15 protein-coding genes are annotated in these 14,729 nt (G+C 62.2%); 7 read left to right on the top strand and 8 right to left on the bottom strand.

Annotated features, from left to right (window positions below):
• Positions 1–52: 52 nt before the first annotated feature.
• Genes FJ428_RS06260 through FJ428_RS06245 form a run of 4 tightly spaced genes read right to left on the bottom strand, consistent with a single transcriptional unit; the run spans position 53 to position 3,529 of the window.
• The gene (locus FJ428_RS06260; RefSeq protein WP_140879084.1) at positions 53–616 is read right to left on the bottom strand and encodes a peroxidase-related enzyme; all 564 of its coding nucleotides are present in this window, start codon (positions 614–616) and stop codon (positions 53–55) included.
• On the bottom strand, positions 613–1,095 hold the full coding sequence (locus FJ428_RS06255) for a hypothetical protein (protein ID WP_140499332.1): 483 nt from the start codon (positions 1,093–1,095) through the stop codon (positions 613–615). The genes FJ428_RS06260 and FJ428_RS06255 overlap by 4 nt, the downstream gene beginning before the upstream one ends.
• Positions 1,092–2,561 carry an NAD(P)/FAD-dependent oxidoreductase gene (locus FJ428_RS06250; RefSeq protein ID WP_140879083.1) on the bottom strand — a complete coding sequence of 490 codons (1,470 nt, stop codon included), beginning with the start codon at positions 2,559–2,561 and terminating at the stop codon, positions 1,092–1,094. The genes FJ428_RS06255 and FJ428_RS06250 overlap by 4 nt, the downstream gene beginning before the upstream one ends.
• A complete protein-coding gene (locus FJ428_RS06245) occupies positions 2,558–3,529 on the bottom strand; it encodes a LysR family transcriptional regulator (RefSeq protein WP_140686153.1) in 972 nt (323 codons plus the stop codon). Before FJ428_RS06245 ends, FJ428_RS06250 begins: the two co-directional genes overlap by 4 nt.
• Positions 3,530–3,770: 241 nt before the next feature.
• Here FJ428_RS06245 and FJ428_RS06240 point away from each other — a divergent pair, with 241 nt between their 5' ends.
• The 3 genes from FJ428_RS06240 (at position 3,771) to FJ428_RS06230 (ending at position 6,681) form a co-directional block, all read left to right on the top strand.
• Positions 3,771–4,841 (top strand): NAD/NADP-dependent octopine/nopaline dehydrogenase family protein, encoded by a 1,071-nt coding sequence (locus FJ428_RS06240; RefSeq protein ID WP_140879082.1) that lies wholly within the window; start codon positions 3,771–3,773, stop codon positions 4,839–4,841.
• Positions 4,842–5,060: 219 nt separating this feature from the next.
• Positions 5,061–5,342 (top strand): metal-sensing transcriptional repressor, encoded by a 282-nt coding sequence (locus tag FJ428_RS06235; RefSeq protein ID WP_140499324.1) that lies wholly within the window; start codon positions 5,061–5,063, stop codon positions 5,340–5,342.
• A 10-nt stretch (positions 5,343–5,352) separates the two neighbouring features.
• On the top strand, positions 5,353–6,681 hold the full coding sequence (locus tag FJ428_RS06230) for a cation diffusion facilitator family transporter (RefSeq protein ID WP_140584262.1): 1,329 nt from the start codon (positions 5,353–5,355) through the stop codon (positions 6,679–6,681).
• Positions 6,682–6,907: 226 nt separating this feature from the next.
• Here FJ428_RS06230 and FJ428_RS06225 read toward each other — a convergent pair whose 3' ends face one another.
• Positions 6,908–7,345 carry an Lrp/AsnC family transcriptional regulator gene (locus tag FJ428_RS06225; RefSeq protein ID WP_140499320.1) on the bottom strand — a complete coding sequence of 146 codons (438 nt, stop codon included), beginning with the start codon at positions 7,343–7,345 and terminating at the stop codon, positions 6,908–6,910.
• Positions 7,346–7,471: 126 nt separating this feature from the next.
• Between FJ428_RS06225 and rocF the strand changes: the two genes are divergently transcribed.
• On the top strand, positions 7,472–8,392 hold the full coding sequence (gene rocF, locus FJ428_RS06220) for an arginase (protein ID WP_140521344.1): 921 nt from the start codon (positions 7,472–7,474) through the stop codon (positions 8,390–8,392).
• A 3-nt stretch (positions 8,393–8,395) separates the two neighbouring features.
• Entirely contained in the window at positions 8,396–9,463 is a 1,068-nt protein-coding gene (locus FJ428_RS06215) for an ornithine cyclodeaminase (protein ID WP_140521345.1), read from the top strand.
• Positions 9,464–9,710: 247 nt separating this feature from the next.
• Here FJ428_RS06215 and FJ428_RS06210 read toward each other — a convergent pair whose 3' ends face one another.
• The 3 genes from FJ428_RS06210 to FJ428_RS06200 are packed head-to-tail and all read right to left on the bottom strand — an operon-like array spanning position 9,711 to position 12,380.
• Positions 9,711–9,950, bottom strand: a complete 240-nt coding sequence (locus tag FJ428_RS06210) for a transporter substrate-binding domain-containing protein (RefSeq protein WP_181167255.1) — start codon at positions 9,948–9,950, stop codon at positions 9,711–9,713.
• Positions 9,947–10,960, bottom strand: a complete 1,014-nt coding sequence (locus tag FJ428_RS06205) for a substrate-binding domain-containing protein (RefSeq protein ID WP_140499314.1) — start codon at positions 10,958–10,960, stop codon at positions 9,947–9,949. The genes FJ428_RS06210 and FJ428_RS06205 overlap by 4 nt, the downstream gene beginning before the upstream one ends.
• Before the next feature lie 46 nt (positions 10,961–11,006).
• Positions 11,007–12,380, bottom strand: a complete 1,374-nt coding sequence (locus FJ428_RS06200; RefSeq protein ID WP_224519041.1) for an ROK family protein — start codon at positions 12,378–12,380, stop codon at positions 11,007–11,009.
• A 313-nt stretch (positions 12,381–12,693) separates the two neighbouring features.
• Here FJ428_RS06200 and FJ428_RS06195 point away from each other — a divergent pair, with 313 nt between their 5' ends.
• Positions 12,694–13,521, top strand: coding sequence for a sugar phosphate isomerase/epimerase family protein (locus tag FJ428_RS06195; protein WP_140499312.1), 828 nt, complete (start codon positions 12,694–12,696; stop codon positions 13,519–13,521).
• Between the two features lie 40 nt (positions 13,522–13,561).
• Positions 13,562–14,683, top strand: a complete 1,122-nt coding sequence (locus FJ428_RS06190; protein ID WP_140499310.1) for a substrate-binding domain-containing protein — start codon at positions 13,562–13,564, stop codon at positions 14,681–14,683.
• The last annotated feature ends 46 nt before the right edge of the window (positions 14,684–14,729 follow it).

The raw sequence follows: 14,729 nt of genomic DNA, 5'->3' as shown, positions 1-14,729 counted from the left end.
GGTTGCCCTTCGGAAAGTGTGGGACGGACTGGCTTGACCGTATGCGACGTCATCACTCGCTCTCCGCATGGCCCAGGACATGCATCAGCCGGTTTGCCCAGCCGAAGATCGCTATGGCGTGGACGAGGTCGATGATCTCGGCATCATTCATGCCGACTGATCGCAGCGAGGCGACGTCGTCTGCCGTCGCTTCCGACGGCGCCGTCGACAGGCGGCGGGCAAAGTTGTAGATTGCCGCATCGCGCGACCCGAGCTTTTCAGGTTTGTCGAGATACAGCGCCGTGACCACTTCATCGCTCTTGGTCAGCTCTGCATGCCGGCGGGCGTGAACAACGGCACAGAATTTGCAGCCATTGACGATCGAGGCACCCAATGCGCCAAGCTCGCGGTCGGGACGGGCAAGCCCGCCCTCGACGTACATGATCGCGTTGAACAACACCGTGCGGGCAAGATAGCTCTCGGGATCATGCACAAGGGTGCGCACATATTCCGAAACTTTCTTGGCCGACGGCGTAACCTTCATCGCTTCGAGCTGTTCCGGCGTTGCCTCCGATAGCTCGACCGGTGCGATATAGGGATGCCAATTCAGCGGCTTCAGGCGCACCGAGGAAATCATGCCCGCCTCATCAATCGCAAGCCGGTTGCGACCCGGGTCTGGAAGTTGATGAAGGCAATCAATTCGGAGAGCGCAACGATCTGGGGATTGTTCAATCCGGCTTGGGCGAGCAGAGCAATGTGGCTCGCCTCCGCCTTTTTCGGCGTCAGGGTGATCAGGTCAACATGTCGGGCGATGGTCGCCAGAGGTTCATTCAAATCCGTTTCCCCCCGGGCCAAGGACAGAAGCTGCTCCGTGGGACCAAGCTGAGCCAGTTGCACCTCATATTCGGCCATCAGGACGGGATCGGCGTTCAGAGCTGCCATGCGACGGGCCAGAGCGACCCGCAAATTCGGCGCCAGCCCCTGGTCGTTTGCCGGCTGCAGGACGGAGAGGCGACATTCCTCGGCCCCTCGCACGAATTCGGGCCGAAACCGCCGTGCAGCAAAAAGGGCATCGTCCGGTGAAAGACCTGCAGCCTTGTCCATTGCGTCGATCACAGTGCGGCCTCCTTATGCAACAAGGGTGTTGAATCGACCCATTCGTCGCCCAGAAGTTCCGGGGTGTCATAGGCGATCAGATTGGCGAAGTGGGTTTCGACGTCTTCGGCGAACAGCGACGCGGCAATGCCGCGGACCAGACGGTCGGCACCGGCGCTGACGGCCGGGATATCGCCGGAGACCTTACCATGGGTCAGCATGGCGGCGTCGTTGAAGCAGTGGACATGCGCCAGCATCGGGCAGGAACCGGGGACGCGCTCGCGAAATTCGAAAGCGGGGCCGAGATCCGGTGCCTCCAACATGCCTGCGCGCGGCGGCCCCATGTCCGGCGTATATCGATCATCCGACCAGGTGCGAATGTGTGGGGCGAGGGCAGCGAATTCCGGGCGACCACTGAAGTCATTTGAAAAGCCGGTCGCAGCGATCATGAAATCGTAGCGCATCGGCCCTTGCGTGGTTTCGACCAGAAGGCCTCCGGCATCTTCCTTTACCGCGACTACGCCACAGTCGAGAAAGAAGCGGGCATTCGCATGACGAGACACGCGAAGCGTCGATGAACGCGGCGGCGGCGTCTGGGTCGAGGCGGTGTAGTCGAAGAATCTCCACTTCCAGGCGTCAGGCAAATGATACATGCCGAGGATGACACCCTGGCTGCCGATCCCGGTCAGCTTGTTGATCCGCGGCATTTCCTTGCGCCGGATCAACATGTCGACTGAACCGGCGCCCGCCTCGAGCGCCGTCGCGGCATTGTCCATCGAAGAGGCGCCGGCGCCGATAACCGCAACACGCTTGCCCTTCAGTGCATCAAAATCGATGTCGTCGGCAGAATGGGCCCAATAGGAGCGATCGATGCCCCTGAGGAAATCGGGCACGGCAAAACCGCCGAGACCGGACCGACCGGTGGCTAGAACGAGACGACGGGTGAGAACCCGGCCGGTTTCCGCGCCCTCGACATCGATCGCAATCAGATCGCCAACGGCTGCAACGCCTGTCATGCGCACGCTGTTGCGCACCGGCAGACCAAGAACGTTCCGATACCAGACCAGGTAGTCCATCCACTGGCCTTTGGGGATTTTGTCCAGCGACCGCCATGCCTCAACGCCCCATTGTGCCGTGAACCAGGCGCGGAATGTCAGCTGCGGCAGGCCGAGCGACGGACCGTGCAGCGTTTTCGGCGACCGGAGCGTTTGCATGCGGGCAAACGTTATCCATGGCCCTTCGAAGCCGGCCGGAGCCGCGTCATAGGCGACGACATTGGTTATCCCCGTCAGCACCAGCTTTGCGGTGGCAGCAAGTCCGCACATGCCGGCGCCGATCACAACGACGTCACGAACCGGCACGCCATCGCGCGAACGCGCGGGAACCCATGGCTTGGCAGGCAGTTCGAGAAAATCGAGGTCCTGAGCAAGTTGTGCTTCAAGCGCGGCTAGACCTCTCAGGGGGAGCGAACTGGGGGTGTGCTTCATATTCCCGTTCCGTGATTTGTGCCGGAGGCAGGATCGGTCACCAATTGGCCGGCCAGGGTCGGATCGAGTTTCTTGAAGCCAACGATCGACCGTTCAGCCACCGCCTCGACCGCATCCACCAACGCCTGCGCGACTGGACGAAGGGGGCGTTTTTCGGCAGCCACAACACCCCAATAAAAGAGGACGGTTACGTCGATCGGGCGGATGACGACCCCAGGCAAGCCCACGCCATAGGCGGTGAGGGGATCGATGACAGCCGCAACACCAGTCCGGCGTACGATCTGCAACGCGCCATAGGCGGTATTCGTGCGGATTACTGGCCCGGTGTCGATGCCCCTGGCCGCCAACGCCTTGGAGACATGCAACTGGAAACGCAGCGGGTTGAGCAACGTGGCGACGCGGCGGCCGGCAAAAGCGGAAAGCGGTATGACATCTAGTTCGGCCAGCGGGTCATTCTCCCGCACGGCAGCAACATCAGGCGCCGAATAGAGCCGCAGGACATCCAGACCGGGCGTATCGAGCGGCAGGCTTGAAAACCCGACCTCGGCACGTCCGCTGCGCACTTCCTGAGCGACGGTCGAGGGAAGAAACTGCCCGAGATGCGTCTCGTGCGGAAGCTCGGCACCTTGGAGTTCAGCCAAGGCCGTCGGGATCAAGCCGGTGCCGATCGCGGAGGTGGTGACGATCTGCAGGATTCGCCCTCTGCCGGCGGCGATCATCTTGGCCCGCGCTGCGAGTTCGGTGAAGGACATCAGCAGGCGTCGTGCTTCCTCCTCGAACGCGACTCCTTCTTCAGACAACTGCACCCGTCGACCGATCCGATGCAGCAATTCGAAGCCGAGTTCGGCCTCGAGCTCCTGAATGGTGCGCGTCACCGCAGGCTGGGAACGTCCGAGCATGTCAGCCGCCCTGGTGATGCTGCCGCTGGCAGCAACCGCAAGGAAGGTCTGAAGGTCCCGGGTTTCCATGTTTCTCCTACATGCGTAATCCGTATGATTGACATCGTCTCATTCGTTTTTGATATATGTCAAGCGGAAACGAATGTTCGTTACGGGCTTTGTGCATATGCCGGCTTCAGCGCCAGAATCCGGGTCGGAGGCGGACAGGGACGTCAGACGCCGCTCCAGCTTGCGAAGCCTCCTGAAGAAAGAATTCAGGTGACGGCGGCAAGGATTCTCGAACCACAAGGCCTGCGACAGGAGGAATATTATGCGCGTGAGTATTCTGGGCGCCGGAGCAATTGCTTATGGCCTTGCCGCCTATTTGGCAGGATCGGGGCATTCGCCAATGCTTTGGTCACCGTCGGGGCAGCGCACCAAGGGGTTGGCTACCGGCGAATTGTTGAAAGCGACGGGGGACATCGCGGCGACGGTACCGGTGCGCATCGCCAAGGATTGCAAGGATGCCATCGCCAACGCGGACGTGGTGGTGATTGCACTTCCGGCTTACGGCCACAGGATGGTGATGGATGCTGCTGTCCCCCATCTGATCGATGGAATTCCGGTCATCATCAGTTCGCATTGTTCGTTCGGGGCACTGTATCTCTCCAGGCGGTTGGCGGAGCGCAAGGTCAGCTTGCCAATCGTTCTTTGGGGCACAACACTGTTGACCGGGCGGCAACTCGGGCCAACCGAGGTCCATGTCACCACCATTCGCCAGAAGCTTGATGTCGCGACGCTGCCTTTCAAAGCTCAGGATGAAGGATACGGATTTTGCACGAGCCTATTTGGTGATCGTTTCGTCAAGCGCGACGGCATGCTTGCGATCGCGCTCAGCAACCTCAATCCGCAAAACCACTTGGGAATTGCCCTCCTCAACCTGACACGCATGGAAAAAGCCGAGCAATGGAGCCAGGGGGGAAACGTCACCCCTGCCGCTGGTCGCCTTATCGAGGCTCTGGATGCCGAACGGCTAGCCATCGCGGCCCATTTTGGTATCGCGGTTCGCACCGTCCAGGAGCATTTTTCATTGTCGTTTCATGTTCCGAAGGGAACCGTTTCGGAGATGAACCAGGAGATGGATCGTCAAGGCCGTGGCGGCTTTGGTCCGACAACAATCGAAAGCCGCTACATTCTCGAGGATGTTCCGTTTGGACTGCTGCCGACCGTATTGTTGGGTAAGATCACCGAGAAACCGGCGACGCTCCACGAGTCTGGAGTTTCGATATTATCGGCGGCTTACGGTCGCGATCTCAAGGGGGATAACGATATTCTTCCCGCGCTCGGCCTCGAGGGAATAGCAAAGGCGGATCTTGAAAACCTTTGCCGCACGGGGTTTTGAGTGCGCCCGCAGCCGATACGGCATGATCACATTTAGGGGCGCCGCGCTACGTCATCGCGTCGGTGCATTTTAACAGTGGTGCGCAGCGTCAGGGCGATGTCGCTGGCGCCGCGATCGCCAGAACCAGCCATGCAACCGTCGAAAGTAGCGTTCGGGACGCCGCGGGGAATCGAGCATCCTGAATTGACAATATCCCCTCCGGGGGGATAGCACTTCAGAATGAAAGAGCGTCCCCACATTCACGAGACCCATCCCGACATCGTCAAACGGCTGAAGCGGGCCGACGGTCATCTGAGGGGCGTTATTGAGATGATCGAAGCAGGCCGGCCTTGCCTTGACATTGCCCAGCAGCTTCATGCCGTCGAAAGGGCTGTTTCCCAGGCCAAGAAGACGCTCATCCAGGATCACCTAAACCACTGCCTGGAAGATGTCGTGGGGCCGCTGCCGCGTGAGCAGCGCCGCTCGATCGATGAATTCAAGGACATCACCAAATACTTGTGAGACACGCTCCATGATGGACGGCATTCGCGGCTGGTTCGGCTTCGGCCCGGCAGCTCAAGGCTTCGGCGGGCATGGCCATGACCATGGCGAGGGCGGACACGGCCACACGCATGGCGTGGTCGATCCCACAATCGCGACGACCACACGCGGCATCTGGGCGATCAAATGGTCGTTCGTGCTGCTAGCCCTCACAGCGGTGCTGCAACTGGTCATCGTATTCCTCTCGGGCAGCGTGGCGCTGCTTGCCGACACCATCCACAATGTCGGCGACGCGGTCACCGCCATCCCGCTGTGGATCGCCTTCATGCTGGCGCGGCGCAAGCCCAGCAAGACCTTCACCTACGGCCTTGGCCGGGTCGAGGACCTGGCCGGCATCATCATCGTCCTGATTATCCTCTTCAGTGCCATCGTCGCCGGCTATGAGGCGATCGACAGGTTGATCCATCCCCAAGCCATCAGCTTCCTCGGCTGGGTTGCCGCCGCCGGCCTCGTCGGTTTCCTGGGCAATGAGGCTGTCGCGGTATTCCGCATCCGCGTCGGCCGCGAGATAAACAGCGCGGCCCTGATCGCCGACGGCTATCACGCCCGCACCGATGGCTTCACCAGCCTTGCGGTGGTGCTTGGCGCGGCCGGCGTCTGGCTAGGCTTCCCGCTCGCGGACCCGATCATCGGCCTTTTGATCACTGTGGCTATCCTCGCCATCGTCTGGCAGTCCTCAAAGGCGGTGCTGACACGCATGCTGGATGGCGTCGAGCCGGGCATCGTCGAGGAAATCCATCATGCGGCTGAACATGTGAGGGGCATCCAACGGGTCGCCCAGGTGCGGGCGCGCTGGATCGGCCACAGGCTGCATGCGGATATCGCCATCAAGGTGGCCGAGACAGCGAGCGCAAAGGATGTGGTCGGCATCGCGGAGGCTTTGAGAGGGGAGCTGTTCGACCACCTGCCGGCGCTCTCGGAGGCGAACATCCGTCTGGAAGGCGAAGGCGGATCCGTGGCGGGCGGTTCGGCCCACGCCGATCATGCGCCGGAGCCTTTCAAGGTCGTCAGCGACCTGGCAACGGGAACGCTCGAAATCGTCGATACGCCCGCTGGCGAGCGCTTGCGTCTCACCATCGACAGCCATGCCGACGATCTGGGGGCGACCGTGATCATCGACCGGTCCGAAGGTCCCGAGACGCTTTCGCTCGGGCCTGTCGCCGGCAATCACCACCGCCGTGAAAGCAGCGTCGCCCCCGCCGAGCCGCACGAGTTCGAGGCGAGGCTGATCCTGACCTCTAAGGGCAAGCAACAGGTCCTGCCGTTCAAGATGGTTGAGCCGGAAGGCCACCAACACTAGGACGGGGCAGACTTGCGCGACTTGACGCGTTCGCTCAATCGGTGTCGCGTGACGCGGGTCGATGACAGATCTCGCCGCTCACGCAGCTCTGTTCTTCTCAGCAAGGTCCGCCCCCGCTGGAGGTTGCCACAGGTTGGCCAAGTCCGAGCTCATTTAGGGTTGCGCCGCACAACGGTGCAGGAGCAGCACTGCCGGTTTGGCCAGCTAGGCTATTCGCAGACAGCGATCAAAGCCGCGCCTTGGTGCTCCGGGGTGTCGCCAACAACAGGCTGGTCTCGCTGCCGGTGATGCCGGGGATCAGGCGGATGCGCCGCAGCACGGCGTCGAATTCGGTCAGTGTCTGCGTCCCCAGCTCTATCACCAGGTCCCAGCGGCCGTTGGTGGTATGGATCGTCGAAACCTCCGAGAAGCCGCCAAGAGCGCGGATCACACGATCGGCGGCATGCCCTTCGATTTCCACCATCATGATGCCGCGTACACGCTGGTCGACGGCATCGGCTCGCAGGATGACGGTATAACCGATGATCGCACCGGCTTTTTCAAGGCGCTCTATGCGAGACCTGACCGTTGCCCGCGAGACGCTGACATCCATGGCAAGGTCCGAGATGCTGCGCCGCGCGTCATGCCGCAAAAGCGTGATGAGCTGTTCGTCAAGCTGATCCATGGCTCAGAATGCAATCAAATCATTCCATTTTGATAGCTCATTTCGACAAATTTGCCAATTTGATATGTTCATCCTGCCAGTTATCCGCGCTCCAATGACGCCTAGAAAACGCGCGGGGAAATACGGATGCATTGTACGATCGTCGGGGCACCGATCCAGGTCGGCTCGGGCCGGATGGGTTGCGAGATGGGGCCTAGTGCGCTGCGTACCGCAGGCCTGGCGGCCGCGCTCACTGAACTCGGACATACGCTGGCCGACCTTGGCACCGTCGCCTCTGCCGATATGCGCCCGATCAGCCACGGCAATGCCGCCTTGAAGGCGCTGCCGGAAATCGTCGCATGGACGGCGGCGATCACCGAGGCGGCCTATGCAGCCAGCGCCGGCGCCCTGCCGATCTTCCTTGGTGGCGACCACAGCATTTCCGCCGGCACGCTGGCCGGTATCGCCCGCCGGGCGGCGGAAGCCGGCCGCCCGCTGTTCGTGCTGTGGCTCGACGCACATCCTGATTTTCACACGCTCGACACCACGACCAGCGGGAATTTGCATGGCGTGCCGCTGGCTTATGCCAGCGGGCAACCCGGCTTCGAAGGCTACTTCCCCAGCCTGGCGGCTTGCGTGGATCCGGCCCGTATCTGCACACTGGGCATCCGCAGCGTCGATCCGGCGGAGCGCGAAGCGCTACGCAAGGCGGGCGTCACCGTGCACGACATGCGGATGATTGACGAATACGGCATGGCCCCGCTGCTTCGCGCCTTTCTCGAGCGGGTCAGTGCCGAAAACGGCATGCTGCATGTCAGCCTCGATGTCGATTTTCTCGACCCTTCGATCGCGCCTGCCGTCGGCACCACCGTGCCGGGCGGCGCCACCTTCCGCGAGGCTCATCTGGTGATGGAGATGTTGCACGACAGCCATCTCGTCACCAGCCTCGATCTGGTCGAGCTCAATCCCGCACTCGACGAACGCAACCGCACCGCAACCCTTCTCGTGGACCTGACCGCGAGCCTGATGGGCCGGCGGATCATGGACCGTCCCACACGGAGTTATTGAACTGTGACCCCCCGTCTGAACATCGTGCCCTTCGTCAGCGTCGATCACATGATGAAGCTGGTTCTTGCCGTCGGCATCGATCGCTTTCTCATCGATCTCGCTGCCTATATCGAAGAGGATTTCCGACGCTGGGAATTGTTCGACAAGACCCCGCGCATCGCTTCGCACAGCATCGACGGCGTCATCGAACTGATGCCTACGAGCGACGGACAGCTCTACGGCTTCAAGTATGTCAACGGTCATCCAAAAAACACGCGCGACGGGCGCCAGACCGTGACGGCGTTCGGCGTGATGGCCGATGTCGGCAATGGCTATCCGATGCTGCTTTCGGAAATGACCATCCTGACCGCGTTGCGCACGGCGGCGACGTCGGCCGTCGCGGCCAAATACCTTGCTCCCAATGCGGCGGACTGCATGGCAATCATCGGCAATGGCGCCCAGTCGGAATTCCAGGCCATCGCCTTCAAGGCCCTGCTCGGCATCGACAGGCTTCGCCTCTATGACATCGATCGGTCGGCATCCTTGAAGTGCGCGAAAAACCTTGCGGGGTTCGATTTCGACATCGCGATCTGCGCTTCGGCGCAGGAGGCGGTGGAAGGGGCTCACATCATCACGACGGTCACCGCCGACAAACGCTCCGCGACCATCCTGACGGACAACATGGTCGGATCGGGCGTGCACATAAATGCCGTCGGCGGCGATTGCCCCGGCAAGACGGAATTGCATCGCGATATTCTGCTGCGCTCCGACATATTCGTCGAATACCCGCCGCAGTCGCGCATCGAGGGTGAAGTCCAGCAACTCGAGCCGGACCATCCCGTGACGGAGTTGTGGCAAGTGATGACCGGCAAGGCCGCCGGCCGCCGGGATGCCAGCCAGATCACCTTGTTCGATTCCGTCGGCTTTGCGATCGAGGACTTTTCCGCGCTGCGCTACGTCCGCGACCAGCTTCAGCGCACCGGCCTCTACGAGGAGCTCGATCTGCTGGCGGACCCGGATGAGCCACGCGACCTCTTCGGCATGCTGCTGCGCGCCGACAAGGCCGCCCAGATCACGGCCGTATCCAGCTGAGTTTTCGCAGAACCTGCCGACAAGGCCGCCCAGATCACGGCCGTATCCAGCTGAGTTTTCGCAGAACCTGCGGCCGAATGTCCGCCTCGCAATAGCTGCGGCGCCGAGCGGCGCGCGGCTCGATATCCTAAAGCGGTTCATCGTTCGATGGAAATGACGAAGCGCTCTATCACTTTTATGCAATTCTCCAGGGAAAGCGCTACACGCTTTTCCGGGAAGACCGCTCTACACTTTTCCTGGAATTGTTTTAGCTCTTCGGGCTCAAGCCCACTTCAAACCACTTCTTCGACATCTGCGCGAGCGTACCGTCCGCGGCCATCTCGCCGAGCGCCTTGTTGAGGATCGCCTGAAGCTCGGGCTCCTGCTTGCGGATGCCCAGGCAAACATTTGACGCCATGATGGCGCCGACGAGACGCGGACCGCTTGTGATCAGCGTGCCGTTGCTCTTTGCCGCGCGGTCCCTCGCGAAGACGACATTGTCGGTCAAGGCAGGCTGTTTCGTGGCTTGCGCGCCATTAGCAAGGCGGCGGGCGCTGGTGTGCGCCAGACGACTTGATAGGCTTCTACTACATTGCTGGCCGTGACACTGAGCCCGGGAAGCGCGATCCAGGCCGGCGGCTGGCGTTCGAGCAGGCCGAGAATTGTGGCAATGCCCGTAGCAACGCCCTGATCGTGAGGCAGTTGCGCGGCGATGCCCTTGATCAGGCCTCCACCAACGAGGTCCGTGGCGACGTCGTTGCCGAGGTCGACTGTCGTCACCGGAATAGCCTTGCCCGCATCGCGGATCGCCGCGACGGCAGCGATTGCCGGCACGTCCCAGACGGCAAACAGTCCGGCGAGCTCCGGATTGGCCTGCAGCAAGTCGGCGGTCGCGGCTCTCGCTTGCGACACGTCGGCAAACTTGCCGCGAACCAGCGTCAGGTCGGGACGTCGAGCAGCCATCCATTTTCGGAAAGCAATCTCGCGCTCATGCGTCGCGAAGAAATCGATGCCATAGGCCAGAACGCCGACCTTTCCGCCCTGTGGTATATGTGGCGCCAGGAGTTCTGCGCCGATCTGACCGAGACCGAAATTGTCGCTGGAAACAACGCTGACGTAATCCTTGCCGGGCAGCATGCCGGTTGGGGCATTGTCGAGCAGCAACAGCTTCTTTCCGGCCGCCGATATTGCACGATGCGCGTCGGCGGCACGGTTGCTGCCGATTGGAATGGAGACCACCGCATCCACGGCTTCGCCGGCCAGCCGTTTCAGTTCCGAAATTTGCCGCTCGATGTCGAAGCCGCAGTCGACGACCTCGACCACCGCCGCTCCGTAGCGGCCAAGCGTGGTGACGATCCCGGCCAATTCCTCCTTAGCCCAGTCGCTCTTGGTGGTGTGGAGAACGATGGCGACCGAGAAGCGCCGGTTGCGGGCGAGATCGGCGTCGGCATTCGACAACCCGACCTGGTCGGCTGGAACCGCCCGTTCGCCATGCGGCCCAAGGCCGGTGATCGCCATTCCTCAACCCTCCCCAGGTTCACGCGGCCCGGCCGACTTGGCGATGCTATGCAAGCGCTCCTCCCGGTGGCCGTGGCTTTGCCGGGCGAGCGCTGGTTCCGAGTGCGGCCCGCGCGAGAAAATCCTTGAATTCCGGATGCTCACGCGGTGAACCGAGCGTAATCCACCCCTGCAGAAATTTCGCATCGAACAGTGCTTCCGCAACGACTTGGGCGGCGCCGACCAGTCCGGCCGAGCCGCCCATCTGCGAACGGACGATGCGCAGGTCGCGGGTGACGATCGGATGCGACTGGCGATAGACCGCCTCGCGTACGGCTGCCAACAGTATGTCCCCGGTCTGGGCCACGCTGCCGCCGAGTACGATCAATGACGGGTTCAGCAGATTGGCCAATGGCGCCAGTACCTCGCCGACCGCACGGCCGCAACGCCCGAGAAGGTCGATACAGAACGGATCGCCCAATTGGGCGCCGTGGCCAGCGTCGGTGACCGTCACTTCGCCGGCGCGCGCAAGCATCTCGGCCAGATAGGGGCTGCTCCCGCTCTCGGCCGCCTGGCGGGCCTCGCGTCCGAGCGCTTCGCTGCCGGCAACAGCTTCGAGATTTCTGCCCTCGATGAAAGTATGACCGATCATGCCGGCAGCGCCCTGCGCGCCACGGTGCAACGCTCCCTCCGAAACCACGCCGGCGCTGATCGAGCGGCCGAGCTTGACGAAGATCATGTCGGCGAGGCCGCTGCCGGACTTCAGTTCGCCCATCGTCATCGTCTGGACGCCGCTTCGCACCCATACCGGCGCGCCGACAAGCGTGGCCAACTGCTCGACGAAAGGGAATCCATCCCAGTTCTGGAACGCATTCAGCGCCGGCGCGAACAGCCGCTGATCATCGCATTTCTCAACGGCTCCGGGCACCGCCAGCCCGATGCCCCAGATGCTGGCCTCACTGCCATGCTCTTCCAGCATCCAGGCAAACAGCGTTGCTAGCCGCTGGACCACCGGCTCGGGACCTGCGGCCAGTTCCACCGCTTCGTGATGTTCGGCCAGCAGGCGGCCGGACAGGTCTGATACACCGACTGCCAGCGAGGAATGATCGAGCACGGCGGCCAGGATCATGCCAATGCGCGGCCGGAAGCGGACATGGCGTGGTGCGCGTCCGCCGATCGCCGGGCCGAGTTCGCCTTCTTCTATCAGCCCTAGCCGAAGCAGCGTGGCGAGACGATCCGTGACGACGGCGCGCCCCAGTTCCGACTGGTTCTCTAGCTCCTGGCGGGTCGTTGCCGCCTCGGTCCGTATAAGGTTGAGCAGCGTGGCCAGGCTGCCATGCGCGGATTCGCTGGCACGCGGCCGGCCGGCGGCGCGGCGCGGTTGGTCCGACTGTACGGGGTCTGTGGCGCTGCGCTCGTCCATAGTCTTGCCGAGGCTCATCTCCCGATCTCTATCGCTGCCGGCTCAGGGTCATCACGCCGTTAGCCATGGGTACCGTGGCCTCATTTACGGATCAAGCAGGAACTTATGTATTTTACAAACAAAAGTATGCCGACTTTTGCATTTTAATGATTGACGAGCGGCGAAAGGCGGGCATAAGTATCAGCCAGGCTCGGAGGAGGGCTCCTAACGTCGACAGCCCTCGCGAAGGCGAAGGATGTCGCACGTCCGTTGTCCGAATTCTTCTCCAGCCAAAGATGCCGGCCCGCGCTGCGCGCGGTGATGCATCGGCTACAGGCAGGGAGGATACGAGATGCCGGTGAAACTGGCCTATCACGCCAATTGCTGGGGTGCGCTCGGTGGCAACGCCGTCGGCGTCACTTCGATCACCCAGCTTACCTATCGCACCTTCGGTGACATGGAGCAGGCGATCCGCGACATTGGATCGGCCGGATATACCGGAACAGAACTCTTCGACGGCAATCTCCTCGACTATCAAGGACGCAATGGCGCGCTGCGCGCTGCCTTGGACCAGTCCGGCGTCGTGCTCGTGGCCGGCTACTCCGGTGCCAACTTTATCTTCGACGATATCCTTGGCGAGGAGTTGGCGCGGATCGAACGCGGAGCGGCTGCCGTGGCCGAACTCGGCGGCGAGCATCTGGTCGTCGGCGGTGGCGCCAAGCGAGCCAAAGGCCGGCAGCCAGATGATTTCAAGCGCCTCGGCGCGGCGCTCGACAAGGTCATCGACATCGCAGCCAAGGCGGGCTTGCGCGCGCACTATCACCCGCATCTGTCGACCATCGTCGAAGGTCCCGACGAAGTTCGCGAGATTTTCAAACATACCGCGATCGATTTCTGTCCGGACACCGCGCATCTGGCAGCCGCTGGCGGTGATCCGGCCGCGCAGATTCGCGAATTCAGCAAGCGCATCAGCTATGTGCATTTGAAGGGCTGGCAGCGCGATCCCTTCGCCTTCACGCCGCTCGACCGCGGCGACCTTGATATGGAGCCGATCATCCAGGCGCTCGAGGACACCGGATTTTCCGGCTGGATCGCAACCGAGCTGGATGCCTGGCCAGACCCCAAGCAAGGGGCGGAACTCAGCATGAAATATCTGAAGAGCGCTTTGAAGCAGAGTTGAACCGACAGGTACCAAGCCTGTCATCAGGGAGGAGACCCAAATGACACGTTTCAACACAATAGCCGGGACGTTCACGGCGGCATTGCTGGCCGCCAGCCTCTATACCGCAGCTCCCGCTTTCGCCGACCCCGATTCAGCACTCGCCGAACTGCAGAAGACAGTGCTCTCCAAGGGGCCGAACGGCGAAGCTCCAGCGTCGGCGGCGTCCGTCAATCTGACGCAGGAGGAACTGGCCAAGATCAAGGACATGAAGGCGACGGCGGCGATCGTCATGCACTATGGCGGCAATGACTGGTCACGCGCGCAGATCGCCGGCCTCAAAGACCAGTTTGGCAAGATGGGCATCGAGGTGATCGCCACGACCGATGCCGGATTCAAGCCGGAAAAGCAGGTCGCCGACCTCGAAACTGTGATGGCCCAGAACCCCAAGATCATCGTTTCGATCCCCACCGACCCGTCGGCGACGGCGTCCGCGTACAGGGCAGTTGCCGATAAGGGCGTGAAGCTGGTGTTCATGGACAACGTGCCGGCCGGCTTCGTCGCGGGCAAGGATTACGTCTCCGTAGTCTCGGCCGACAATTATGGCAACGGCGTCGCCGCAGCGCATCTGATGGCCAAGGCGCTGGGGGGCAAGGGCGACATTGGTCTGGTCTTCCACGCCGCCGACTTCTTTGTCACCAAACAGCGTTATGATGGCTTTAAGAAGACGATCGCCGACAACTACCCCGATATCAAGATTGTCGCCGAACAAGGCATTGGCGGCCCGGACTTCACCGGCGACGCCGAAAAGGCGGCATCGGCCATCCTCACTTCCAACCCTGCCATCAACGGCATCTGGGCGGTGTGGGACGTGCCGGCCGAAGGCGTCATCTCGGCGGCCCGCACCGCTGGTCGCGACGACCTTGTCATCACCACCTGCGACCTCGGCGAGAACGTCGCAATCAATATGGCGGGCGGGGGCTTCGTGAAGGGCCTGGGCGCCCAGCGTCCGTTTGACCAGGGCGTCACCGAAGCCCTGCTCGCAGGCTACGGTCTGCTCGGCAAGGAGGCTCCGGCCTTCGTCGCCTTGCCGGCGCTGCCCGTCACCAAGGACACGCTGCTCGAGGGTTGGAAAGCCGTCTATCACGCCGAGGCGACCGACAAGATCAAGGGCAGCATGTAGCGCGCCCTGCGGCCGGCGCACTCCCAGCCGGCCGCACCTCTTCTCA

Source organism: Mesorhizobium sp. B2-8-1 (assembly GCF_006440955.1).
GTDB lineage: Bacteria > Pseudomonadota > Alphaproteobacteria > Rhizobiales > Rhizobiaceae > Mesorhizobium.
This window is presented reverse-complemented; position numbering and strand designations above follow the sequence as displayed.

Coding starts and splice junctions, on each gene's coding strand:
- FJ428_RS06260 (WP_140879084.1), bottom strand. CDS start 616: ATGATTTCCTCGGTGCGCCTGAAGCCGCTGAATTGGCATCCCTATATC.
- FJ428_RS06250 (WP_140879083.1), bottom strand. CDS start 2,561: ATGAAGCACACCCCCAGTTCGCTCCCCCTGAGAGGTCTAGCCGCGCTT.
- FJ428_RS06245 (WP_140686153.1), bottom strand. CDS start 3,529: ATGGAAACCCGGGACCTTCAGACCTTCCTTGCGGTTGCTGCCAGCGGC.
- FJ428_RS06240 (WP_140879082.1), top strand. CDS start 3,771: ATGCGCGTGAGTATTCTGGGCGCCGGAGCAATTGCTTATGGCCTTGCC.
- FJ428_RS06235 (WP_140499324.1), top strand. CDS start 5,061: ATGAAAGAGCGTCCCCACATTCACGAGACCCATCCCGACATCGTCAAA.
- FJ428_RS06230 (WP_140584262.1), top strand. CDS start 5,353: ATGATGGACGGCATTCGCGGCTGGTTCGGCTTCGGCCCGGCAGCTCAA.
- FJ428_RS06225 (WP_140499320.1), bottom strand. CDS start 7,345: ATGGATCAGCTTGACGAACAGCTCATCACGCTTTTGCGGCATGACGCG.
- rocF (WP_140521344.1), top strand. CDS start 7,472: ATGCATTGTACGATCGTCGGGGCACCGATCCAGGTCGGCTCGGGCCGG.
- FJ428_RS06205 (WP_140499314.1), bottom strand. CDS start 10,960: ATGGCGATCACCGGCCTTGGGCCGCATGGCGAACGGGCGGTTCCAGCC.
- FJ428_RS06200 (WP_224519041.1), bottom strand. CDS start 12,380: ATGAGCCTCGGCAAGACTATGGACGAGCGCAGCGCCACAGACCCCGTA.
- FJ428_RS06195 (WP_140499312.1), top strand. CDS start 12,694: ATGCCGGTGAAACTGGCCTATCACGCCAATTGCTGGGGTGCGCTCGGT.
- FJ428_RS06190 (WP_140499310.1), top strand. CDS start 13,562: ATGACACGTTTCAACACAATAGCCGGGACGTTCACGGCGGCATTGCTG.